The following is a 23,288-nucleotide window of genomic DNA, read 5'->3' on the forward strand; positions in this document are numbered from 1 at the left end:
AAAAACCCGCCACAGCGGCGGGTCGTTGGCGCAAATCAGCACCATGGGCAAAAATGTAGCATAGCTGCACTCACCGGTCAAGGAAATAATTCCTATACGCGCCTCACCTGGGGACCCGCCGCCTGGGGCTTTGACCGAACCGGCAAAAATGCTACGAGCCCGGCAGCGAATTTCCGGGACACTAACTGACATGGATGCAAGGCAGTTGAAGGTCGAAGCCGCGCGGGCAGCACTCGCCCATGTGAGCGACGGCATGCGGCTCGGCATCGGCACCGGCACCACGGCCGAAGAGTTCGTGCGGCTGCTTGCCGAAAAGGTCGCCACCGGCATGACCGTCATTGGCGTGCCGACTTCGGAGCGCACCGCGTTGCTGTGCCGCGAGCTTGGCGTGCCGCTGTCGACGCTGGAGGAAACGCCAGAGCTCGACCTCACCGTCGACGGCGCCGACGAAGTCGACCCGGAACTGACCCTGGTCAAGGGCGGCGGCGGCGCGCTGCTGCGCGAGAAGATCGTCGCCGCGGCGTCCCAGCGCATGATCGTCATCGCCGACCGCTCCAAGATGGTCGAGACGCTCGGCCGTTTTCCGCTGCCGATCGAAGTCAATCCGTTCGGCCTGCGCGCCACTGAAATCGCGGTTGCCGCAGCGGCTGAAAAGCTCGGTCTTTCCGGGCCGGTCACATTGAGGATGACGGGCGGCCAGGCTTTTGTTACAGACGGCGGCCATTTTATCCTCGATGCATCTTTTGGCCGCATTCCGGATACAAGAGCGCTTTCGAATGCTCTGCACGCCATTCCGGGCGTGGTCGAGCATGGTCTTTTCATCGGGCTGGCTTCAGCGGCCATCATCGCCGGCGGCGACGGTATCCAAACCGTCCATGCCGCCCGAAAACCAGGGAGTTCTACCGATCATGACGTTGCATAACCGGGTTCGCAGCCTTTCCGTCCTTCTGGCGGCGTCGGCCGTTTTCGCCTTCTCTTCGCCGGCGTTTTCGCAGGATGTCACGGAATCGCACCTGAAGGCCGCCCGCGCGGCGGTCGCTGCGATCCACGCGACCGACCCGTTCGACAACATCCTGCCGCAGGCAGCCGCGGCGCTCGAATCGCAGCTGATCCAGAAGAACCCGGACATGCAGGAACTGATCGGCAAGACGATCAGCGAGAAGGCGCTGGCGCTGGCCTCGCGCCGCGCCGATCTCGAGAAGGAAGCCGCACTCGCCTACGCAAAAGTGTTCTCCGAAAAGGAACTGACCGACATCGCCGCCTTCTACAATTCCGATTCGGGCAAGAAGCTGCTCGATAGCGGCCCGACGGTGACCCGCGAACTGGTCAAGGCAGCCGACATCTGGCAGAACGGCCTGGGCCGCGATCTCGCCCAGCAGGTCGGCGAAACGCTGGCCGCAGCCGCCAAGGCAAAGGCGCAGGCTGCACCTGCCGCGCCCGCCGCCGGAGCCGCCGCTCCGGCCGATGGCGCAGCGCCCGCCGATGGCGCGGCCCCCGCGGACAACAACTGAGCCGCATTTTCAAATGGCCTTGCGGCCTCCCGCGAAAGCCCGGCCTGTCCGGGCTTTTCTTTTGACGTTTTGCGGCCTACCTGTCTGACACATTTCTGAAGCCTGGGAGCCGCGTCATGGCTGGTTACGACTACGATCTTTTCGTCATCGGCGGCGGTTCGGGCGGGGTGAGGGCGGCGCGTGTCGCCGCGGCTCTCGGCAAGCGTGTCGGCATCGCCGAGGAATATCGCTATGGCGGCACCTGCGTCATCCGCGGCTGCGTGCCGAAAAAGCTCTATGTCTATGCCTCGCAATTTCCCGAGCATTTTGCCGACGCCGCCGGCTATGGCTGGACGGTGCCGGAAGCCAGTTTCGACTGGCAGACACTGGTCGCCAACAAGGATCGCGAGATCAGCCGGCTGGAGGCCATCTACGTCAGGAACGTCGAGGGCGCCGGCGGCGAGACCTTCCACTCGCGCGCCATGATCGTCGATCCGCATGTCGTGCATCTTCTGGGCGAGGATCGCACCGTCACAGCAGACCAGATCCTGATCGCCACCGGCGGCCGACCCGCGGCGCATCCGGCGCTGCCCGGCCATGAACATTGCATCTTTTCCAACGAGGCTTTCGACCTCAAGGAATTGCCCAAGGCGATCATGATCGAGGGCGGCGGTTATATCGCCGTCGAGTTCGCCAACATCTTTCACGGTCTCGGCGTCGACACCACGCTGGTCTATCGCGGCAAGGAGATCCTCAGCCGGTTCGACATGGACCTGCGGCGCATGCTGCACGAGACGATGGAGAAGAAGGGGATAAGGATCCTCTGCCATTCCGTGTCCGAATGGATCCGCAAGCGGCCGGACGGCCGGCTCGACGCGCTCGTCAGCGGCGGCGAGGTGCTGACCGTCGACCAGGTGATGCTGGCTATCGGCCGCATTCCCAACACCGAGAATATGGGCCTGGAAGGCATCGGACTGGAGATGACCAAGACTGGCGCCATCGCCGTCGACCAATATTCCCGCACCAACGTCGACAACGTCTGGGCGATCGGCGACGTCACCAACCGCGTGCAACTGACGCCGGTGGCGATCCATGAGGCGATGTGCTTCATCGAAACCGCCTTCAAGGGAAATCCGACCGCGCCCGATCACGAGACGATCGCGACCGCTGTCTTTTCACAGCCGGAGATCGGCACTGTCGGATTGTCGGAGGACGACGCCGTCAAGCGCTTCCCCGACATCGAGATCTACCGCGCGACATTCCGGCCGATGCGGCACACCCTGTCCGGGCGCGACGAGAAGATGCTGATAAAGCTGGTGGTCGATGGCGCGTCGAAAAAAGTGCTTGGCGCCCACATATTGGGGCCGGACGCCGGCGAGATGGCGCAGCTGCTCGGCATCCCGCTGAAGGCCGGCCTCACCAAGGACGATTTCGACCGTACGATGGCCGTGCATCCGACAGCGGCGGAAGAACTGGTCACCATGTACAAGCCGACCTATCGCGTGAAGGACGGCGTGCGCGTCGATTGACGGCAAATCCGGGTTGAGGAACTCCGCCGCGGCAAGGTCATGCCACGGCGGAGATAGTCGCTACAGCAGCGTGCCGCGCAGGATCACAAGCGCCACCGAAAAATAGATCACCAGCCCGGTGACATCGACCAACGTGGCGACGAACGGCGCCGATGCGCTGGCAGGGTCGAAGCCGATACGTTTCAAGGCGAACGGCAGCATCGACCCCGACAGCGAACCGAAGGTGACGATGCCGACCAGTGCAGCACCCACCGTGGTGGCAATCAGCGGCCAGTGCGGGCCATAATCGTAGAAGCCCATATATTGCCACAGCGCAATGCGGCAGACGCCGACCACGCCGAGCATGGCGCCCAGCACCAAGCCGGTGGGCAGCTCGCGCAGCGCCACCCGCCACCAGTCGCCAAGACCGATCTCGCGCAGCGCCAGCGCCCGGATGACCAGCGAGGTCGCCTGCGAGCCGGAATTGCCGCCGGAGCTCATGATCAGCGGGATGAACAGCGTCAGTACGATCGCCTTCTCCAGCTCGCCCTCATAGCTCTGCATGGCGTTGGCCGTCAGCATCTCCGAGATGAACAGCGCGCACAGCCAGCCGCCGCGTTTCCTGATCATGGCGAGGAAGCTCATCTTCATGTACGGCTCGTCCAGCGCCTCCATGCCGCCGAAACGGTGCGCGTCCTCGGTCGTCTCCGCGACCATCGTGTCGATGATGTCGTCGATGGTGACGATGCCGAGGATCTTGCCATGGTCGACGACCGGAACGGCGAGCAGATCGTATTTGGAAATCGTCTGCGCCAGGGTTTCGCGATCGGTCAGCGGGCCGACCGTCACCGGAAGGTGATCCGGCGCCACCGTCATGATCGGATCGTCAGGCTCACCGGTGATCAGCCGGCGCAGGCCCGTCGAGCGCACGAGCAGGTGCGTCTGCGGATCGACGATATAGATCGCGTAGACGGTCTCGCGCGCCCGCTCCACCTTGCGGATGTAGTCGAGCGTTTGCCCGACGGTCCAGTCCGAGGGCACGCTGACGAACTCCGTCGTCATGATCGATGCGGCACTGCCTTCGGGGTAGCCGAGGATGGAGAGCAGGGTTGCGCGCAGCGGCGGCGCAAGTCCGCCAAGCAGCTCGGAACGCGCCGGCTCGTCGAGCTCGCGCAAAATGTCGGCGGCCCGGTCGACCGACATGGCGGTGAGCAGCTTGCCCGCCTTGGCGCGCGGCAGCGCCTCCATGAGTTCGGACGCGCCGTCGAGTTCCGGCTGGTCGAAGATCTCGACCAGACGTTCGAACGTCACTTCACAGAGCAGTTCCGTCGCGGTCTCTCGAGGCTCCCTGTTCAGGGCCTCGACAATGTCGGCGACGTGATCGTTGGCTAGGATACGGGCAATCGCGACGGCTTCGTCGCTTGCCACTGTGGTAAATTCGTTCATGGCTCACTCCTTGCCGTCCGGCAGGACATGAACCATGTGAGGTCACGTCAGGGCGGACGGCTGTTGCGTTCGACTGTGACTGTCGCCAGGCATGGCGCGGTGACCTTTCCGCTTGCGGGTTCGCGTTTTTACTATCTGCAAGCGGGCGCAACATAGGAGCGCGCCTTGCCGTGTCAATCGCGGTGAGGAGGGAAAATGCCGACGAGCGGCCAAGATCGCGAGACTGTGATCGCCGGCCGCCGTTCGCCTCGGCAGACCGGGGTGGAATAACCGTTATTTTTGCTTCAGCCGGCGCGAGAAACGCAGCCACTTGTCTTCGACCGGCCTTGGGACCGGCCTGGGCTGCACCAGAATAGTGGTGAGCTCGGCGGGCAGGGTCGGAACCAGCGGCTTCTTGGTGGCGACGCCGTCGGCGATCGCGACGATGCTGTGATAGAATTCGCTGCCCGTCATCGATCTCGGCGCCACCGCCTCGTGCATGACGCTGATCACCGTGACATCGGGACAGTTGTCCTTGATGGCCTGGTGGAAGGCGACCTTGCCGTCGGGGTCGAGCGCGCCGGTCGCCTCGTCGAGGAACAGCAGCCCCGGCTGCTGCAGCACGATGCGAGCCACCACCAGCTTCTGCTTCTGGCCACCCGACAGCACCTGGTCCCAGCTTTTGCCTTCGCGGCTTTCGTCGGCCATGTGCTCGATGAAGTCGCCGAGCCCGGCCTTGTGCAGCGCCGACGCCACCTGCGCGTCGCCATGGTCGTGCTCGGAGCCCGGCAGGCAGACCAGTTGCTTCAGCGACACAGGCTGCAGCTTAACCTCCTGGGCGGCATAGAAACTCTTCACGCCTTCGGGGAAGACGATGGTGCCGCGGCCATAGGGCCACAGGCCGTTGATCGCCTTGATCAGCGAGGTCTTGCCGCAGCCGGACTCGCCCTTCAGGAAAGTCCATTCGCCGCGCCGGAAGCGCAAATTGGCGGCGCTGAGGAAGGGCGTCGCATCCTCGCCTTGATGCGCCAGTTCGAGCTTCTGGATGGTCAGGCCGAAAACCGGGTTCTGGCTGGTGTAGTGGAAATCGGAGCGGCCGGTCTGGCTGTAGAATTCCTGCGGATGCTGGACATTCTCGATCGCGTTGGCCAACTCGGTGACACGCTGGCTGTTGGCGCGCAGCGTGGCGATGGCGGGCATGACGTGGATGAACCACGAACACTGGCCGATCAGCGAATTGACCAGCTCGGAGCCGGTAATGTAGCCCTTGAGGTCGAGACCGTTGTGGATAAACGGCACCAGGCCGGGTCCGTAGGCGACAATGCGGGCGCCGATGAAATTATAGATCAGCTCGAACGACATGTAGACGGTGTTGACGACGTTCAGCCGCGTCCAGGTGCCGTCGATATCGACATAGAGCCGGCCATGCATGGTCCTTTGCACGCCTTCGCCCTGAGACGCCGCGACATGGAAGGAGCGGCGCAGGAATGTCGTCAGCTCGCCGCGATAGCTGCCTTCGGCTTGCTGCATCCTGACGTTGAGGCGTTCGAGCAGGCCGCCGAGCTTGACCGCTATCCAAGTGTTCAGCGGCACGTAGGTGGCGACGGCCAGGAAGGCGAGAATGGCGCTGCCATAGCTGCCGAGGAACTCCAGCCCCTTCACCTCGACGGAGTTTTCGAGCAGCTTCTGGCCGACGAAATAGAGCGATGTGGCGACGCCCAGCACGCCCATGGCGAGCCCGATGGCGCCCCCGGTCATGTCCTTGATGGATTCCTGGACACGCTGGTCGATGTTGTCGGGGGCCGGTGCGCCGCTGCCGGTCGATGCATGCTGGGCATGGAAATGCGTATGGTTGCCATCCAGCAGCGCTTCATTGAAGCGGCTGTCCAACCAACCGCGCCATTTGCGGTGCAATGTCGCCGAGACAAGATTGCGGACGCCGGTGAAGCCAGCGTCCTTGAGTACCACCAGCAGCACGAGGACGCCGGCATTGATCAGCAGCGAGCGAAGCGGCGTGGTGTTGGCGGCGTCATGGAAGAAGGCGATCGAATTGACCAGTTCGCCGGAGGCTTCGGCGAACCAGACACCGGCCTTGCTGGACAGCGCCGTGAGCACCGCGATCACCAGCGTCAGCGTCCAGGCTTCCTTCCAGCGGTCGGAAACCCAGTAGGCCCGCATCAGGCCCCAGAAGCTGCGCATCGACGACACCGGCGTCAGAAGCGATCGCCCTGCGGCATCGCGAGGTGTTTTTTCCGGTACTGACTCTTGCGATGGTCTACCGACCCGAATCACGATCCCGCCCAAACCTTTTTTCTTTTGTTACGGATGGTAACACCAATTGATCATTTTCCATTAATTTAAAACCGGCCCGACCGGATTGCCCCGGCAGCCGTTGCCGTGAGGCAACAGATTACACGCTGAAATGTAGCGACAACGGTCGGCAATAATCAGAATATCGATATTGATTTCAGATACTTGATCTTCAATAAAATGCCGTCGATGGAGCTTCCCCTGGGGAAGGCTTTCACACGGTTTCGTGAACTCGAAATCGTGTCGAGCGATCGGTTTTCTCACTGCGGACGGCCCAGAGAGCTCGAAAATTTGCGGTTCGTGACTCGCCAGGAATGCCGTCATCGTCCTTGCCAGGGGCAGGAAGTGACGGGAGAATCGATCGAGCGGCGCGTTCCGTCTTGTCCGGTCAGCTGAGGGACTGCGTTTGACAATTCATCCGCTTGGGGTTGAACCTTGCCCGCCATCGTCGACACTCATGCATGTCCGGTTCTCCAACAAGGAAGCTCCCAATGCTTGCACGCGCGGCCGCAATCCTGTCCCTCTTCGCCTGGCTGCCCCTCGTACCTTTGGCGCATGCCGGCGCGCAGAGCATCCCGGCCAGCGCCGAAGGCCAGATCGAGTTCAACACGCCGTCCGGCAACATCGGCTGCATCTACACGGCCAAAGGCGGCACCGGCACCTATGAGCCAAAGGATGGCGGCCCGGAGCTGAGTTGCTCGCGCGTCGAGCCGAGCTACGTCACGATTATCCTGGGTCCGAAGGGGCCAGCCACGCTGATCAAGAACCCGGGCGAGCAGGGCTGCTGCAGCGATGTCGACAAGCTTGGCTACGGCAACAGCTGGAGCGCCGGGCCGTTCTCGTGCCAGTCGTCAACCAAGGGACTGACCTGCACCGCCACGAACGGCCATGGATTTTTCATCAGCAAGGCCAAAGCGACGGTGAAGTAACGTTTGCTGCTGTCGCGGAGAGGAGAGGGCGGTCGGCTCAGCCGGCCTTGTCCAGTTCGCCGCGCGCCTTGGCGGCCGCCACCTGGCGAATGGCATCGGCCAGCGTGTCGGCATCCTGTGCGCCCATGACCGCGTACTTGTCCTCGAGCAGGAAGCACGGCACGCCAGAAATGCCCATGCGCGACGCGGTGGCGATCTCGGTGCGCACCGCCTCGACATCGGCCTCGGTCGGCAAAAGCGTGGCGACCACGGACGCATCCATGCCGGCCTCTCGCGCCGCCTCGACCAGCACGGCATGATCGCCAATGTTGGCGCCTTCCTCGAAATTCAGCTGGAACAGCCGGCGCACAAGCCTGTTCTGAATGGCTTCGCCGGCGGCACCTGCCCAGCGGATCAGCCGGTGCGCATCGAGCGTGTTCGGCGCCACCTTGATGGCGTCGAAGGCAAAGGAAATGTCTTCCGCTTCGCCCAGCGGCTCGATGCGGGCGTGAATCTCGCGGATGCGCTCATCACTGCCGAATTTTGCCAGCATGTATTCGCGGCGGTCCTTCCCTTCGGGCGGAATGGTCGGATCGAGCTGGAACGGCCGCCAGCGGACATGCACGTCGACATCGCCGACGGCGGCAATCGCCCTGTCGAGCCGCTTCTGGCCCATGAAGCACCAGGGACAGACGACATCGGACACCACATCGACGGTGATGGCGTTCAATTCGCTCATCTCGATCTCCTGATCCCTCAGTTGGGTTTGCGCCACCATGTTGGCAGTTGATACCCGAATATGGGCGTCTTTTGCGGATGTTCCAGGTAGTTCCAGTAGGCAATCCATTGCTGCGTGTTGTGCTGCATCGGCACCATGTAGTTGCCGGAGATCAGCAGCCGGTCGAGAACGCGAACGGCGGCAACATAATCCTCCTTGGAGCGGGCGCGCAGCATCGCCTCGATCGCCGCGTCCACAGCCGGATCGGCGACGCCGGCGAGATTGAACGAGCCTTCCGTCCTGGCCGCGGCGGAACTCCAGCGCCCGCTCTGCTCGATGCCGGGCGACAACGAATTGTTGAAGCCGCTCGATCCGATCAGGACCTCGAAGTCGAAGCGCTGCTTGCGCGACTGGATCTGGTCGCCGTCGAGGCTGCGAATGGTGAGATCGATGCCGATCTTCTCCAGCGTGCGCTGGTAGATGCCGGCAAGGCGCTCCTCGTCCTGCGACGCGGTCAGGATTTCGAAGCTGAAGGGTTTGCATTGGGGATCGAGCATCGTTCCATTCTGCACGTGGTAGCCGACACTTTTCAAAAGATCGAAGGCTGCCTTCAGCACGCGGCGGTCCTGGCCCGATCCGTCGGTCACCGGCGGCCGCCATGTACCGTCCATGACATCGGCGGGGACGCGGCCGGGGTAGGGCGCCAGAAGCGCTTTCTCCCTGTCGTCGGCCGGATGCCCGATCGCGGAAAGCTCGGAATTCTGCCAGTAACTCATCGTGCGCGTGTATTTGCCGCCGAACAGGTTCTTGTTGGCCCATTCAAAGTCGTAGAGCATGCCGAGCGCGCGCCGCACGACAGGGTTGGCGAATTTCGGCAACCGCGTGTTGAACAGGAAACCGGTCACCACGGGCGGAATGCCGGTGTCGAAGGTTTCGGCGACGACGTCGCCCTTGTGGAAGGCCGGAAAATCGAGATCGCGCTCGCGCTTCACCGGGTCACTGTCGTCGTCGATGGCGCAAAGGCCTTTCTTGAACGCTTCGAGCTTGGCGTTGGCGTTGAGGAAATACTCAATGGTGATCTGGTCGTAATTGTCGAAACCGCGCTTGGCCGGGACGTCCTTGCCCCAGTAGTCCGGGTTGCGCTTGAACACGATGCGCTGGCCGGGCTGCACCTGCGCGATCCTATAAGGGCCGCTGCCGATCACCGGCTTGAGCGTCGTCCTGTCGAAAGTCTCCTTGTCGAAGGCGTGCTTCGGGATGATCGGGGTCAGCGCGATGATCAGCGGGAATTCGCGATCGGCCTTGTCGTTGAAGGTGAAGCGCACGCTGTGATCGCCGGTCTTTTCGAGCTTGGCGACCCTGGCCATGCGATCGCTGTAAGGCGGGCGGCCTTTCTCGGTGTAGACGTCATAGCTGAACAGCACGTCCTCCGGCGTCACCGGCTGACCGTCCGACCATTTGGCCTTCGGATTGAGATGGAATTCGATGCTCTTGCGCTCCGGGTCCATGTCGGCGCTGTCGGCCAACAAACCGTAGAGCGTGAAAGCCTCGTCGGCATTGCGCTGCATCAACGGCTCGAAGACCAGATTGCCGAAGATCGTATCCATCATGCCGCGCGCCGTCGTGCGCAGGCTCTTGAGGATGAAAGGGTTCAGATTGTCGAAGCTGCCGACGACGCAATAGGTGATTGAGCCACCCTTCGGCGCGTCGGGATTGACGTAGTCGAAATGCGTATAGCCGGGCGGTAGCGCCGGCTCACCCTGCATGGCGATAGCGTGCTTCGGCTCCGATGCGGCCGGCTGATGCGAAAGGGCGAGAAACGATATCCCGGTGATCAGCCAAACAACAACGCGGCCCATGACCGTCTCCTTACTGGGTCGGCTTGATGATTCGGTGTGCACCCTAGCATGAGGCGGCTGCGCGCCGGCCAACCGCGCGTTCAACAATTGCTGACGTCGGGCTGGATTCGGCATCGCTTGCAGTGTAACACGCCCTCCGAAGTCATTCTGTTGCCTCATTTCGGCAACAGGTAGCTGGACCACACGGCACGAAGAAGCCGGTCCCGGGATCATTTGAGAGGAAGTGCACGACATGACGAGCCTGAACAGCAACGCGTACCGCCTGTCGGTCATGGCCGCTGGCGTGGTCGGCTTTCTCGGCGCAGGACTTCCCGCTGCTTCCGCACAGCAGCAACAGCAGATTCCGCAAGGCTGGTTCAAGGCCTGCACCAAGCAGGAAGACGTCGACATCTGCAACGTCCAGAACATCACCACCGCCGGCAACGGCCAATTGGTCACCGGCGTCAGCCTGATCGAGCTGAAGGGCAAGGTGAACCGCAAGGTGTTCCAGGTGACGGTCCCGACCGGCCGTCTGGTGCCTCCCGGCATCGGCCTGCAGATCGACACCGGCAAGGCGCAGAAGCTCGACTATGTGATCTGCTTCCCGGATCGTTGCGTGGCGGAAGTGCCGCTGACCGATCAGCTCGTCGCCGCCTTCAAGAAAGGCCAGGCGATCACGCTGACCTCCGTCAATTTCCAGAACCAGCCCAATCCGATCAAGGTCGCCCTGCAGGGCTTCAGCGGCGCCTATGACGGACCGGCGCTGCAGCAGTCGGACATCGAGGACCGGCAAAAGAAGCTTCAGGACTTCGTCGCCAAGAACAACCAGGATTTCGCCAAGAAGCTCAAGGAAGAGCAGGACAAGGCGAAGACCGCCAACTGATCGGCCGGTATCGCCGAGCCAACAAAAAAGCGGGGTTCATGCCCCGCTTTTTTTGTGATTGTCTTCCAGTAGGCTAATGCCTCGACTGCCGTTTCGGCTGGTAGCGCCCGTCCGGCTGCTTGTCGAACATCTCCTTGATCTGCGGATGCCGGACCGGCTCACCCGACTGATCCTCGAGCAGATTCTGCTCGGAGACGTAGGCGATGTATTCGGTCTCCGAATTCTCGGCGAGCAGATGATAGAAAGGCTGATCCTTGTGCGGCCGCACGTCGGCGGGGATGGCTTCGTACCATTCGTCGGTGTTGGCGAATTGCGGATCGACATCGAAAATAATGCCCCTGAATGGAAACAGCCGGTGGCGAACCACCTGTCCGATTGCGAATTTGGCTGTTTTCATCGTACTCACCACTGAATTCCTTGGGCTTATTTGGCGCAGACCGCGCATCAATTCAATCCCGAGGTGCTTGACGCCCTATTAAGCAACGGGCTAGCCCGGCGCCAGGGTTTCGGACCAGCATAAAAATGTCTGACGTCATCGGTCTTGTTCTTCCGTTCTTCGGCTTGATTTTTGTCGGGTTTCTGGTGGCGCGCATCACCAGGCAGCCGCTGGAGGCGCTCGGCTGGATGAACACGTTCATCGTCTATGTCGCGCTGCCGGCACTTTTCTTCCAACTGCTTGCCAAGACGCCGTTCGAAGACCTGACGGAATGGCGCTTCATCTTCGGTTCGGTCGTCTCGACCTTCATGATATTTTCCTTGATGTTCATGGGGTCGGTCCTGACCTCGCGCGGCGAGATAGCGCAATCGACCATCAAGGCGCTCGCGGCCGCCTATGGCAATATCGGCTATATGGGACCGGGCCTGGCATTGCTGGCCTTCGGCGAGGCGGCGGCTGTGCCGGTCGCCCTGATCTTTTGTTTCGAGAACATCATGCATTTCGCCATCGCGCCCATGATGATGGCGCTGTCGGGCGACGACAAGACCACGCCTCTCCGGCTTGCGCTGGGTGTCGTGCGCAAGATCGTGCTGCACCCGTTCATCATCGCAACCGCCCTGGGCGTCGGCGCCGCCTATATCGGCTTTCGACCGTCCGTGCCGGTGGAGCGATTTCTGGAATATCTTTCCCGGGCGGCCGCACCTTGCGCGCTGTTTGCCATGGGCGTCACGCTGGCGCTCAGGCCGCTCAATCGCGTCCCGCACGAGATGGTTCCGATTGCGGCGCTGAAACTGATCCTGCACCCGTTGCTCTGCTATGTCGTGCTGAGCTGGATCGGCAATTTCTCGGAGACATGGGTCTTCTCGGCGGTGCTTCTGGCGGCATTGCCGACCGCCACCAACGTCTTCGTCATCGCCCAGCAGTATGGCGTCTGGGTACAGCGCGCGTCGGCCAGTGTGCTGATCACAACCTGTCTATCGGTCGTGACTGTCACCGGGCTGCTCTACCTGATCCGGCACGATATCCTAGCGCCGGACCTGTTTCCCTAACCCGCCGGCTAGCGCGGCAAAACCGCTGCCTGGACGAAGCCCCTCGCGCATGAAAAAAGCCCGAAGCGGCGCGAAGCCACCGAGCACGCCGAGCCCGGCCACGCGGGCCATCTGGGCCGGCAGCATGTCGGAAAGCAGCGACATGTTGAGCAGGTTGACCGCGCTGCTACGCGCCAGAATATCGGGGCGGCGCTTGAAATCATAGGCCGCAAGCGCCTTGGCAGAACCCGGGTCGGCTCGATTTTCACAAGCAATTCCAACGAGATCGTCGACGTCCCTGATGCCGAGATTTAGGCCTTGCGCACCAATCGGCGGAAACACATGGGCGGCTTCGCCGACCAGCGCAACCCGATCTCGGGCGAAACGCAGTGGCGTCACCGCTGAAAGGGGATAGATCTGCCGGCCCGGCTCGACCGTCACCCGGCCCAGCATCGACTGCATCTGCTGTTCAACCCGCTGAGAAAGCGTCGTATCGTCCAGTGCGGCGAGGTCGGTCGCGGTGTCGGGCTTGACCACCCAGACCAGGCTGGAGCGATTGCCGGGCAGGGGAACCTGCGTGAACGGACCGGTCTCGGTGTGGAATTCCGTCGAGGTGAAGGCGTGGTCGCCGCTATGGCCGAAATTGAGGACGAGAGCTGCCTGCGGGTAGGAGCGGGCCGAGGTCGAGATGCCGGCCGCCTGGCGCGCCGGTGACAACCGCCCGTCGGCGGCGACCGCAAGCGATGCGTCGACCGTGCTGCCGTCGGCCAGGACGGCACGGGCGTGCTCGGCATCGAGACGCCAGTTCGCCACTATCGACATCAGCCGGTCGATGCCGGCATGCGCGGCAACGGCGCTGGCGAGTGCCGGGTTGAGGACGCTGTTGGGAAGGTTCAGCCCGAATTGGTCCTCGTCGATTTCGCTGGCACGGAAGGTGACGACCGGGCTGCGGATCAGCCGGCTGGTGGCGTCGACGATGCGCATCACTTTCAGGGGCGCCGCCTTGGATTTGACGGCTTCGAGCACGCCAAGCCGGTCGAGCACTTTCAAGGCAGGGTTCATCAGGGCCGTCGTGCGGCCGTCGGGGGCAGTGGGCTCCGGCCCGACCAGCGTCACCGGGAAACCTTCGGCGGCAAAACCGAGCGCCGCGATCAGCCCTGCCGGCCCCGTGCCGGCAACCAGTATCCGCGCAGTTTGCTGATGCTCCAAGATCGGCTTCCGGCTTGCAATGCGAGGCGGGTCCACCCGACCTGCCGTTCGATGAGCATATAGGTCAGATCATGCCGCTTGATCAACGCGGCGATTCGGCCCATTCGGATGTCATGACCGGCCAGCAGGACGACTTCAGCCATCTCGACCGCGCCGGCCGCGCCATGGCCGGCATCGCGCGCAATCCTCGCGTCACGGTAAACGTCGTTGTCGGCGCTTGCATCCTGCTTGCCTGGCTGTCTCTTGCGGCGATGGCAATCCGCGGGGCTGAAACAGGGATTGCGGGCGTCGGCGCCCCTGGCGACACGATCCTGCGCAGCCTGCCGCAACTGCCGCTGCCCGATTTCCTGGAACGGTTCTTTGTGCTGTGCCTCTCACCGGTGCCCTTGGACGCAGATCTCGGCTTGCAGGCCGGCGCGCTCGTTTTCATGTGGCTCCTGATGGCGGTCGCGATGATGCTGCCTTCGGCGGCGCCGATGATCCGCACCTATTGCGAAATCGCTGACACGGCTCGCATCAAGGGCGAACCGGTCGTTCACCCGCTGGTGCTGGTCGCCGGTTACCTAAGCGTCTGGCTCGCCGCTTCAATAATGTTCGCGGCGCTGACCTTGGCCGCCCATGCATTCGCCTTATCAGCCGGGATGCTCGATCCGGTCGCCGGCCTTGCCGGTGCGCTCGCTCTCGTGATTGCCGGCCTCTACCAGTTCAGCGGCCTCAAGGAAGCTTGCCTGAAGAAATGCAAGAACCCGTTCTCGGTCCTGTTTTCGAACTGGAGCGCAAGGCCCCTTAACATCTTTCGGCTCGGTGTCGCGCAAGGTCTGTGGTGTCTCGGCTGCTGCTGGGCCTTGATGCTGGTGATGTTCGCCGTTGGCGTCATGAACATTTTCTGGATGGCGTTGATCGGGCTGTTCACCCTGATCGAAAAACAAACAGCCAGCAGGGTTCCAACCCGGCTGGCCGGTGCGATACTGCTTGTCTGGGCAGCCGCGCTGCTAGTAGTCTCGCTATGAGTGGGGGAAAATCGATGGCAGACCAGAGCTGGGCGATGAAGGGAGAGCTCGTACTCTCCTGCAATTGCACGGTTTTTTGCCCCTGCGTGCTATCGCTTGGCAATCATCCGCCGACCGAAGGCTATTGTCAGACCTGGGCGGGGTTTCGTATCGATGCAGGCCATTTCGGTGAGGTCGATCTGTCCGGCCTCAATCTCGGGCTGATTATGGAAATCCCCGGCTATATGAGCCGCGGCAACTGGACCGCCGGCCTGTTCATCGACAGCCGAGCCTCGGTCTACGCGGTCAAGGCGCTGACCAAGATCTTCACGGGCAAGGCAGGCGGAACCACATCGCTGCTCTCCATCCTCGTCGGCAAATTCCTTGGCGTCGAGCAGGTGCCGATCACCTATGAGACGCGTGACAAGACGCGTATCTTCCAGATTCCGAAGATCATCGACGGGGCGGTGACACCCATCCCCGGCAAGGATCGCGACAAGGATACGGTGATCAGCAATTCGGAATACTGGATCGCGCCCGAGATTATCGTGGCAAGGTCTGACAAGAGCAAGATGCGGGCTTTCGGCCGCAACTGGAATTTCGCCGGCCGTTCGGCCGAAATCTGCAAGCTGGATTGGCGGGGCCCGTGAGCAAGAACACAATGGCCAGGAATACGGCGGCCCGAAAAGCCGCCAAAAAAATCACGGACCGGATTCCCAGGCCGAAGAAGAAGGTCACCTGGCCACAGGCGCGGGCGTTCTCCGTCCATCTCTTGACCGCATCAGGCTCGTTCCTGGCCTTCCTCTCGCTTGTGGCGGCGAGCGAAGAGCGCTGGACCGCAATGTTCTGGTGGCTCGGGCTGGCATTGTTCGTCGACGGCATCGATGGACCGATCGCCAGAAAGCTCGAGGTCAAGGAGATCCTGCCGACATGGTCGGGCGAACTGCTCGACAACATCATCGACTACGTGACCTACGTGCTGATCCCGGCCTTCGCGCTCTATCAGCGAGGCTTCATGGGCGAGGGCCTGTCGTTCCTGTCGGCGGCGATCATCGTCGTGTCCAGCGCCATCTACTATGCCGACACCGGCATGAAGACGAAGGAGAATTTCTTCAAGGGATTCCCCGTCGTCTGGAACATGGTGGTGTTCACCCTGTTCGTCATCGAGCCCGGGCAATGGGTTTCGTTCGCGGTGGTGGTGGTGGCCGGCGTCCTGACTTTCGTGCCGATCAACTTCATCCACCCGGTGCGGGTGGTGCGGCTGCGGCGCATCAACCTTGGGATGACTCTCTTGTGGTGCGCTTTCGGGGCGCTTGCCCTGGCCCAGGCGGCACTCGCTGCCTTCTACGATCAGATCGGCGTGCTGGGCGAACAGGTCAGCACCTTCACCAAGATCGGCATTACCATCACCGGGCTTTACCTTGCCTGCATCGGTGGCATCATGCAGTTCTTTCCCAATCTCGGTGCCAAAAAGGCTTGATCAGCCGCTCCCACAGGAAGCCTAGCCCACAGGAAGCCCAGCAATGTCGAAAGCGATCCGCATTCACGCCAATGGCGGCCCGGAAGTTCTGACCTATGAGGACGCTGACCCCGGCCAGCCGGGATCCGGGCAGATCCTGGTCCGGCACACCGCGATCGGCCTCAATTTCATCGATGTCTACCATCGCTCTGGCCTCTACCCGCCGCCTGGCGGCTTCCCGCTCGTGCCAGGCAGCGAAGCTGCCGGCGTGGTGCTGGAGGTCGGCCAGGGCGTCGACTGGCTGAATCCGGGCGATCGCATCGCCTATGCCGTGACGACGGGCGCTTACGCGCAACAGCGCGTCATCGATGCCAGCCGCGTCGTCAAGGTGCCGGATGGCATCAGCGACGAACAGGCCGCAGCGATGATGCTGAAGGGCATGACCGCGGAATATCTGCTGCGCCGGACGTTCAAGGTGAAGGCTGGCGACACGATCCTGTTCCATGCCGCGGCAGGCGGCGTCGGGCTGATCCTCGGCCAATGGGCAAAACACCTCGGCGCCACCGTCATCGGCACCGCCAGCTCGTCCGACAAGATCGAGCTCGCCAGGGCGCATGGTTTCGACCATGTCATCAACTACAAGGAACAGGATTTCGTTGCCGGCGTCGCCGCCATCACCGGCGGCAAAAAATGCGATGTCGTCTACGATTCGGTCGGCAACGACACATTTCCGGCTTCGCTCGACTGCCTGCGGTCGCTTGGCATGTTCGTCAGCTTTGGCCAGTCATCGGGACCCATACCGCCGTTCAGCATGTCATTGCTGGCACAGAAGGGGTCGCTGTTCGCAACAAGGCCGACACTGTTCGTCTACAACGCAAAACGCGAGGACCTCGACGCTTCTGCCGCCGCCCTGTTCGAGGTCGTGCTCAGCGGCGCGGTCGAAATCAAGATCAACCAGCGCTACGCGCTGAAGGACGCCGGCAAGGCGCATTCCGACCTCGAGGGCCGCAGGACCACAGGGACGACCATTCTCATCCCTTAGTTCGTTCTGCCTTGCTATCCCTTGAATTTCCGCTGAAATTCTTGAAGCTCTTTCAAGACGCGTGCCGCTTTCCGATGAGAGCCGGCCGCGCCTACCATGCCTGCGGGAACACAGAACATGTCTGGCTAACCAGATGGGAGGCACTGTGAGTGCAAATCACGACGGCACGAACCTGCTTGAGGTTCGTGGCCTCACCAAGATATTCGGCACGCTGACGGCGTGCGATCATATCGATCTCGACATCGCCAGGGGTGAGATCCACGCCCTGCTTGGCGAAAACGGCGCCGGCAAGTCGACGCTGGTCAAGATGCTGTTCGGTTCGCTGGAGCCCAATGCCGGCGAGATCTTCTGGAACGGGCAGGCCGTCAGGATTTCCAGTCCCGGCGTCGCGAAAAAACTCGGCATCGGTATGGTATTCCAGCACTTCTCGCTGTTCGAGGCGCTGACCGCGGCCGAAAACATTGCCCTGTCGCTGGACGACGGCTCGCCGATCAACAGCATCGCTGCGAAGGCGAGGGCGCTTTCCTTCAGCTACGGCCTGCCGCTCGATCCTGAATCGCTGGTCGGCGACCTGTCGGTAGGCGAACGCCAACGCATCGAAATCATCCGTTGCCTGTTGCAAACGCCTCAGCTCATCATCCTGGACGAGCCGACCTCGGTGCTGACGCCGCAGGAAGCCGACAAGCTGTTCGAGACGCTGGAGCGCCTGCGTTCGGAAGGCAAATCCATCCTCTACATTTCGCACCGGCTCGAAGAGGTCAAACGCATCTGCGACCGCGCCACCGTGCTGCGCCACGGCAAGGTTGTCGGCCACTGCAATCCGCGCGAGGAAACCGCGTCTTCGCTGGCCCGCATGATGGTCGGCAACGAGGTGCAGGCGGTGGTGCGCGCGCCGGTCGAGGGCATCGACAAGGCGGAGCCGCTGCTCGAAATCCGCAATCTCAGCCGCAAGCCGGCAACGCCGTTCTCGATCCCGCTCAAGGGCATCAACCTGAACGTCCGGGCGGGCGAGGTGATCGGCATCGCCGGCGTCGCCGGCAACGGCCAGGGCGAGTTCTTCGAATCCGTTTCAGGCGAAGTGCCGCAGCAGGATGCCTCCTCGGTGCGCATTCGTGGCAAGGATGCGGGAGGCCTCACCATCACCGGACGCCGACTGCTGGGTGCCGCCTTCGTGCCGGAGGAGCGCCTCGGCCATGGTGCGGCACCGCGCATGAAGCTTTCCGAAAACCTGCTGCTGTCGCGCCATGCCACCGACGGCAAGGCGTTCGTCGGTTCCAGCGGGATGGTGAAGAGCGGTGCCATCCAAGCCGCGTCCCAACGCATCATCGAGGCGATGGATGTACGCAAGAGTGCGCCGGATCCGGAGGCCGCGGCCCTTTCTGGCGGCAATCTGCAGAAATTCATCGTCGGCCGTGAACTCGACCGCCGGCCAAGCGTCATGGTGGTGAACCAGCCGACCTGGGGCGTGGATGCGGGCGCTGCCGCTCATATCCGCCAGGCCTTGATCGAGTTGTCGCGCAGCGGATCGGCGGTGCTGGTGATCAGCCAGGATCTCGACGAGCTGTTCGAGATATCGGATGCGATCGCGGTCATGCACAATGGCGAGCTGTCGAAACCTATGCCGATCGCCGAGGCAACCTTCGAAAAGGTAGGTTTGCTGATGGGCGGCGCCGAACCAGGCCACGCCGAACACTCGCTGGAGACGGCATGATGCGCCTCGAACTCGTCAAACGCCCGCAGCGTTCCATGCTGTTTTCGGCCCTGTCGCCGTTCATCGCCTTCGCGCTGACCATCATTGCCGGCGCCGTCATGTTCGCGCTGCTCGGCGTCAATCCGCTGACCGCGTTCAATATCTATTTTATCGAGCCGATCAGCCAGGTCTGGCAGCTACATGAGCTGGCGATCAAGGCAGCGCCGCTCATCCTGATCGCCGTCGGCCTGTCGGTCTGCTACAAGGCCAACATCTGGAACATCGGCGCCGAAGGCCAGTTCATCCTCGGCGGCATTGCCGGTTCGATGATTCCCGTGCTGTTTCCGCAGTTCGAAGGTCCGCTGGTGCTGCCGCTGATGCTGTTGCTCGGCATGGTCGGCGGCGCGGCCTATGCCGCGATCCCGGCTCTGCTCAAGACACGCTTCGGCACCAACGAAATCCTGACCAGCCTGATGCTGGTCTATGTCGCGCAGCTTTTCCTTGACTGGCTGGTGCGCGGACCCTGGCGCGATCCGCAGGGCCATGGTTTCCCGCAGACCATCCAGTTCAACGATTCGGCCGTGTTGCCGGAGCTGATGCCGGATGCCGGGCGAGCAAACTGGGGTTTTGTCTTCGCATTGGTCGCCGCGGTGCTGGTCTGGATCCTGATGAGCCGCATGCTGAAAGGTTTTGAGGTGCGCGTGCTGGGCTCAAGCCCGCGGGCAGGGCGCTTCGCCGGCTTCGGCCTCAACCGCATGGTCTTTTTTGCTTTCCTGCTGTCAGGCGCTCTGGCGGGTCTCGCCGGCATCTCCGAGGTCTCGGGCGCCATCGGGCAACTGCAGCCTGTCATTTCGCCCGGCTATGGCTTCACCGCCATCATCGTGGCTTTCCTTGGCCGCCTCAACCCGCTCGGCATAGTTGCCGCCGGTCTGGTGCTGGCGCTGACCTATCTCGGCGGCGAAGCGGTGCAGAGCGCGCTCGGCATCTCCGACAAGGTGGCGCGGGTGTTCCAGGGCATGCTGCTGTTCTTCGTGCTCGGCTGCGACACGCTCATCCACTACCGCATTCGCCTGGTCGGCCTGGCGCTGACCAAACCGGAAGGTGCCGCGAAACTCGAAGCCGCGCCGAAGCTGAAGGAAGCCCGTTGATGGACATCACCGTAAACATCCTTCTGACCATCGCCACGGCGGCAACGCCACTGCTGATCGCAGCAATCGGCGAACTGGTGGTCGAGCGCTCCGGCGTGCTCAATCTCGGCGTCGAGGGCATGATGATCATGGGCGCTGTCGGCGGATTCGGCGCGACCTATCTCACCGGCTCGCCCTGGATCGGCCTCCTGGCGGCCATCGCCATGGGCGCGGTGTTCTCGCTGCTGTTTGCCATCATGACGCTGTCGCTGGCCACCAACCAGGTGGCGACCGGCCTGTCACTGACGCTGCTCGGCCTTGGCCTGTCCGGCATGATGGGCACCAGCTTTGTCGGCCAACCCGGCGAAAGGCTGCCCAACCTCTACATTCCCGGTCTGACGGAAATGCCTGTCGTCGGCAGGCTGCTGTTCGGTCAGGACCCGATCTTCTACATTTCGATCGCGCTCACCGCGGCCGTCATGTGGTTCCTGTTCAAGACAAGGACCGGACTGACGCTGCGCTCGATCGGCGACAGCCACACCTCGGCCCATGCGCTTGGCATCCAGGTCATCCGCTATCGCTATCTCGCGGTGATCTTCGGCGGCGCCTGTGCCGGGCTTGCCGGCGGCCATCTGTCGCTGGTCTACACGCCGCAATGGGTCGAGAACATGAGCGCCGGCCGCGGCTGGATTGCGCTGGCGCTGGTGGTGTTCGCCTCTTGGCGGCCATGGCGGGTGCTGGCCGGCGCCTACATCTTCGGCGCGGTGTGGATCGGCCAGCTTCATGCACAGGCTTTTGGTATTCCAGTGCCTTCACAGTTCCTTTCTTCGCTGCCCTATCTGGCAACCATCGTGGTTCTCGTTCTAATCTCGCGCAACAAGCGTCTGACGATGATGAACACGCCGGCTTCCTTGGGGCAGCCATTCGTTCCGGATCGTTGACAATAAAAACAAACGGGAAGCTCCAAGGCTTAACTCAGAGAGGTAACACAATGAAAAAACTGCTTATTGCCCTGATGACCACGACCGCCGCCATGTCGCTGGCAGTGACGGCGGAAGCTGCGGACAAGCTGAAGGCATGCTGGGTCTACACCGGCCCGATCGGCGACTTCGGCTACTCCTACCAGCACGACCAGGGCCGTCTCGATGTGGAGAAGGCGCTCGGTGACAAGGTCGAAACAGCCTATCTCGAAAACGTCTCGGAAGGTCCCGACGCCGACCGCGCTTTCGAGCGCCTGGCGCGCGAAGGCTGCAAGCTCATCTTCGGCACCTCCTTCGGCTTCATGGACCCGGAAGTGAAGGTCGCCAAGAAATTCCCCAAGGTGATGTTCGAGCACGCCACCGGCTACAAGACCGCTGACAATCTCGGCATCTACAATGCGCGTTTCTACGAAGGCCGCTACGTGCTCGGCCAAATCGCCGCCAAGGAATCCAAGGCCGGCGTTGCCGGCTACATCGTTTCCTTCCCGATTCCCGAAGTGGTGATGGGCATCAACTCCTTCATGCTCGGCGCACAGTCGATCAACCCGAACTTCAAAGCCAAGATCGTCTGGGTGAATTCCTGGTTCGATCCGGGCAAGGAAGCCGACGCCGCCAAGGCGCTGTTCGACCAGGGTGCCGACATCATCGTCCAGCACACCGATTCGACCGCTGCCCTGCAAGTGGCCGAGGAGCGGGGCCTGAAGGGCTTTGGGCAGTCATCGGACATGATCAAGTTCGCGCCCAAGGCGCAGCTGACTTCGCTCACCGATGATTGGGGTCCCTATTACATCAGCCGGGTCCAGGCAGCCCTCGACGGCACCTGGAAGCCGGGCAATGTCTGGCTCGGCATCAAGGACGGCGCCGTCAAGCTCGCTCCTTATACCAACATGCCCGACGACGTGAAGGCGATGGCCGAAGCCACCGAAAAGAAGATTTCCGACGGCTGGAATCCCTTCACCGGGCCGATCGCCAAGCAGGACGGCACGCCATGGCTGAAGGATGGCGAAGTCGCCGACGACGGCACGCTGCTCGGCATGAATTTTTATGTGAAGGGCGTCGACGACAAGCTGCCGAAATAACCAGCGCGAGACATGAGACGGAGGGGCGCCGCGAGGCGCCCTTCTTCATTCGGCGGGCTGTGCGCCGGCAGAGGGGCGATGAAACCGCGTTCGTCCGGCATCGACCACACGGCCGAGCCAGAACCTGAGCAACCGCTGTACCGGTCGTTCGCAGGTGCGCCAGATCGCCCACGAAATGAAAAGCATGAGCACGACGCAACCAAGGGCGGCAATCCATTTGCCGACAAGGGGCGTTGCCGCATTGATGGCGAGATAGCCGATCTCCTGATGCAGCAGATAGAGCGGATAGGTCAGCCCGCCCAGCGCCAGGGTGAGCGCCGATGCCCTCACACGGTGGCGCAGCAGCACCGCGCCGATCAGAGCCGCGTGCATGACGGCGTTGGCGAGGACAAGATTGGCCGAGGAGACGGCGATGCCGTAGTGGCCAAGCATCCAGCGCTGCGTCACCGACAGCGTTCCGCAGGAGATCAGGAACGCGGCGGCGAGCAGCAGCAGGGCCGGCACAGAACGGCCATGCGAATGGATGTGGTGGACCAGCACGCCGGCGGCGAAGAACGGGCCGAACTCGGTGAGGAACAGCAGCCTGGCTCCGCCGCTGCCGATGAAGAACTCGTTCAAGGCCGAGATTGCCAGCCAGATGAAGATCAGCTCCAGCTTGCGTTTCTGGAAGAGCCCGGTGAACAGGGCCAGCGTGATCCATCCGTAGAACACCAGTTCAAGCACGATCGACCAGTAGACGCCGTCCATGAAGGGTTGGCCGAAGGCCGGCGCGAACATCGACAGGTTGGCGACATACTGGCTGAAAGAGGCTGGAAGCAACAGTGTGCCGGCAAGGGTGAGAACTGCGAAGGTGATCGTCATGCAGAACAGAAAACCCGGATAGAGGCGAACGAACCGCGCGATCGCAAACTGATCCCAGCTCCGGTTTTCCGCCGACCAGGCAATGACGAAACCGCTGATCAGGAAGAACAGATTGACGCCGAGATAGCCGTAGAGGGCGAACGGTGCGGCAAGCGGATAGCCCTGCGCGAGGTAGCCTTCGGCGGCCGCGCCGCGAAAGAAATAGTGAAAGAACACGACAGCAAGTGCTGCCGCCAGCCTGAGCAAATCCAGCGTCGCGATGTAATTTTGTTCCGCAGATCTGGTGTTCATCCGCATTCCCCCGCATC

Annotated in this window: 22 protein-coding genes; 14 read left to right on the plus strand and 8 right to left on the minus strand. The window is 62.4% G+C overall.

From position 1 onward, the window contains the following. Positions 1 to 190 precede the first annotated feature (190 nt). The 3 genes from rpiA (at position 191) to gor (ending at position 3,019) form a co-directional block, all read left to right on the plus strand. Complete coding sequence (gene rpiA / locus EOB49_RS04775) at positions 191 to 922, plus strand: ribose-5-phosphate isomerase RpiA (RefSeq protein WP_027036598.1); 732 nt, start codon at positions 191 to 193, stop codon at positions 920 to 922. Next, a complete protein-coding gene (locus EOB49_RS04780; RefSeq protein ID WP_127318742.1) occupies positions 909 to 1,511 on the plus strand; it encodes a DUF2059 domain-containing protein in 603 nt (200 codons plus the stop codon). Before rpiA ends, EOB49_RS04780 begins: the two co-directional genes overlap by 14 nt. Positions 1,512 to 1,627: 116 nt before the next feature. Continuing rightward, positions 1,628 to 3,019 (plus strand): glutathione-disulfide reductase, encoded by a 1,392-nt coding sequence (gene gor, locus EOB49_RS04785; protein ID WP_127380305.1) that lies wholly within the window; start codon positions 1,628 to 1,630, stop codon positions 3,017 to 3,019. Positions 3,020 to 3,079: 60 nt separating this feature from the next. Here gor and mgtE read toward each other — a convergent pair whose 3' ends face one another. The 3 genes from mgtE to EOB49_RS04800 all read right to left on the minus strand — a co-directional run bounded on the left by mgtE (position 3,080) and on the right by EOB49_RS04800 (position 7,057). Then, the gene (gene mgtE / locus EOB49_RS04790; protein ID WP_127380306.1) at positions 3,080 to 4,444 is read right to left on the minus strand and encodes a magnesium transporter; all 1,365 of its coding nucleotides are present in this window, start codon (positions 4,442 to 4,444) and stop codon (positions 3,080 to 3,082) included. Between the two features lie 273 nt (positions 4,445 to 4,717). Further along, a complete protein-coding gene (locus tag EOB49_RS04795; RefSeq protein WP_164781589.1) occupies positions 4,718 to 6,622 on the minus strand; it encodes an ABC transporter ATP-binding protein/permease in 1,905 nt (634 codons plus the stop codon). Between the two features lie 153 nt (positions 6,623 to 6,775). Further along, positions 6,776 to 7,057: a hypothetical protein gene (locus EOB49_RS04800; protein ID WP_127380308.1), complete on the minus strand. Its 282-nt coding sequence runs from the start codon at positions 7,055 to 7,057 to the stop codon at positions 6,776 to 6,778. A 167-nt stretch (positions 7,058 to 7,224) separates the two neighbouring features. On the opposite strand from EOB49_RS04800, the gene EOB49_RS04805 reads away from it, so the two are divergent. Then, a complete protein-coding gene (locus EOB49_RS04805) occupies positions 7,225 to 7,662 on the plus strand; it encodes a hypothetical protein (RefSeq protein ID WP_127272122.1) in 438 nt (145 codons plus the stop codon). Positions 7,663 to 7,699: 37 nt separating this feature from the next. On the opposite strand, the gene EOB49_RS04810 is transcribed toward EOB49_RS04805, so the two are convergent. Further along, entirely contained in the window at positions 7,700 to 8,380 is a 681-nt protein-coding gene (locus EOB49_RS04810) for a DsbA family protein (protein WP_127380309.1), read from the minus strand. A gap of 17 nt (positions 8,381 to 8,397) precedes the next feature. After that, positions 8,398 to 10,218 (minus strand): extracellular solute-binding protein, encoded by a 1,821-nt coding sequence (locus EOB49_RS04815; protein ID WP_127380310.1) that lies wholly within the window; start codon positions 10,216 to 10,218, stop codon positions 8,398 to 8,400. A gap of 232 nt (positions 10,219 to 10,450) precedes the next feature. Here EOB49_RS04815 and EOB49_RS04820 point away from each other — a divergent pair, with 232 nt between their 5' ends. Then, on the plus strand, positions 10,451 to 11,080 hold the full coding sequence (locus tag EOB49_RS04820; RefSeq protein WP_127270670.1) for an invasion associated locus B family protein: 630 nt from the start codon (positions 10,451 to 10,453) through the stop codon (positions 11,078 to 11,080). Between the two features lie 73 nt (positions 11,081 to 11,153). On the opposite strand, the gene hspQ is transcribed toward EOB49_RS04820, so the two are convergent. Next, complete coding sequence (gene hspQ, locus EOB49_RS04825; RefSeq protein WP_164781590.1) at positions 11,154 to 11,477, minus strand: heat shock protein HspQ; 324 nt, start codon at positions 11,475 to 11,477, stop codon at positions 11,154 to 11,156. A gap of 125 nt (positions 11,478 to 11,602) precedes the next feature. Here hspQ and EOB49_RS04830 point away from each other — a divergent pair, with 125 nt between their 5' ends. After that, positions 11,603 to 12,565, plus strand: coding sequence for an AEC family transporter (locus EOB49_RS04830; RefSeq protein ID WP_127380312.1), 963 nt, complete (start codon positions 11,603 to 11,605; stop codon positions 12,563 to 12,565). Here the strand turns inward: EOB49_RS04830 and EOB49_RS04835 are convergent. Next, positions 12,542 to 13,753 (minus strand): UbiH/UbiF family hydroxylase, encoded by a 1,212-nt coding sequence (locus EOB49_RS04835; protein WP_127380313.1) that lies wholly within the window; start codon positions 13,751 to 13,753, stop codon positions 12,542 to 12,544. The two genes, EOB49_RS04830 and EOB49_RS04835, sit on opposite strands and share 24 nt — an antisense overlap. 71 nt (positions 13,754 to 13,824) lie before the next feature. On the opposite strand from EOB49_RS04835, the gene EOB49_RS04840 reads away from it, so the two are divergent. The 8 genes from EOB49_RS04840 (at position 13,825) to EOB49_RS04875 (ending at position 22,119) form a co-directional block, all read left to right on the plus strand. Next, a complete protein-coding gene (locus EOB49_RS04840; protein ID WP_127380314.1) occupies positions 13,825 to 14,763 on the plus strand; it encodes a DUF2182 domain-containing protein in 939 nt (312 codons plus the stop codon). Between the two features lie 14 nt (positions 14,764 to 14,777). Next, a complete protein-coding gene (locus EOB49_RS04845; RefSeq protein WP_127321883.1) occupies positions 14,778 to 15,392 on the plus strand; it encodes a DUF1326 domain-containing protein in 615 nt (204 codons plus the stop codon). 11 nt (positions 15,393 to 15,403) lie between these two features. Then, on the plus strand, positions 15,404 to 16,222 hold the full coding sequence (gene pcsA, locus EOB49_RS04850) for a phosphatidylcholine synthase (RefSeq protein ID WP_164781596.1): 819 nt from the start codon (positions 15,404 to 15,406) through the stop codon (positions 16,220 to 16,222). A gap of 43 nt (positions 16,223 to 16,265) precedes the next feature. Further along, on the plus strand, positions 16,266 to 17,243 hold the full coding sequence (locus EOB49_RS04855) for a quinone oxidoreductase (RefSeq protein WP_127380316.1): 978 nt from the start codon (positions 16,266 to 16,268) through the stop codon (positions 17,241 to 17,243). A 133-nt stretch (positions 17,244 to 17,376) separates the two neighbouring features. After that, positions 17,377 to 18,954, plus strand: coding sequence for an ABC transporter ATP-binding protein (locus tag EOB49_RS04860; protein ID WP_164781591.1), 1,578 nt, complete (start codon positions 17,377 to 17,379; stop codon positions 18,952 to 18,954). Further along, the gene (locus EOB49_RS04865; protein WP_127269000.1) at positions 18,951 to 20,081 is read left to right on the plus strand and encodes an ABC transporter permease; all 1,131 of its coding nucleotides are present in this window, start codon (positions 18,951 to 18,953) and stop codon (positions 20,079 to 20,081) included. The genes EOB49_RS04860 and EOB49_RS04865 overlap by 4 nt, the downstream gene beginning before the upstream one ends. Beyond that, positions 20,081 to 21,001 carry an ABC transporter permease gene (locus tag EOB49_RS04870; RefSeq protein WP_127380318.1) on the plus strand — a complete coding sequence of 307 codons (921 nt, stop codon included), beginning with the start codon at positions 20,081 to 20,083 and terminating at the stop codon, positions 20,999 to 21,001. The genes EOB49_RS04865 and EOB49_RS04870 overlap by 1 nt, the downstream gene beginning before the upstream one ends. A gap of 50 nt (positions 21,002 to 21,051) precedes the next feature. Further along, a complete protein-coding gene (locus tag EOB49_RS04875; RefSeq protein WP_127380319.1) occupies positions 21,052 to 22,119 on the plus strand; it encodes a BMP family ABC transporter substrate-binding protein in 1,068 nt (355 codons plus the stop codon). Positions 22,120 to 22,164: 45 nt separating this feature from the next. Here EOB49_RS04875 and EOB49_RS04880 read toward each other — a convergent pair whose 3' ends face one another. Continuing rightward, positions 22,165 to 23,271 (minus strand): acyltransferase, encoded by a 1,107-nt coding sequence (locus tag EOB49_RS04880; RefSeq protein ID WP_127380320.1) that lies wholly within the window; start codon positions 23,269 to 23,271, stop codon positions 22,165 to 22,167. Positions 23,272 to 23,288 lie beyond the last annotated feature (17 nt).

Origin of the sequence: Mesorhizobium sp. M7A.F.Ca.MR.148.00.0.0, from assembly GCF_003997735.1 — a bacterium.
In the GTDB taxonomy this organism is placed as follows: domain Bacteria; phylum Pseudomonadota; class Alphaproteobacteria; order Rhizobiales; family Rhizobiaceae; genus Mesorhizobium.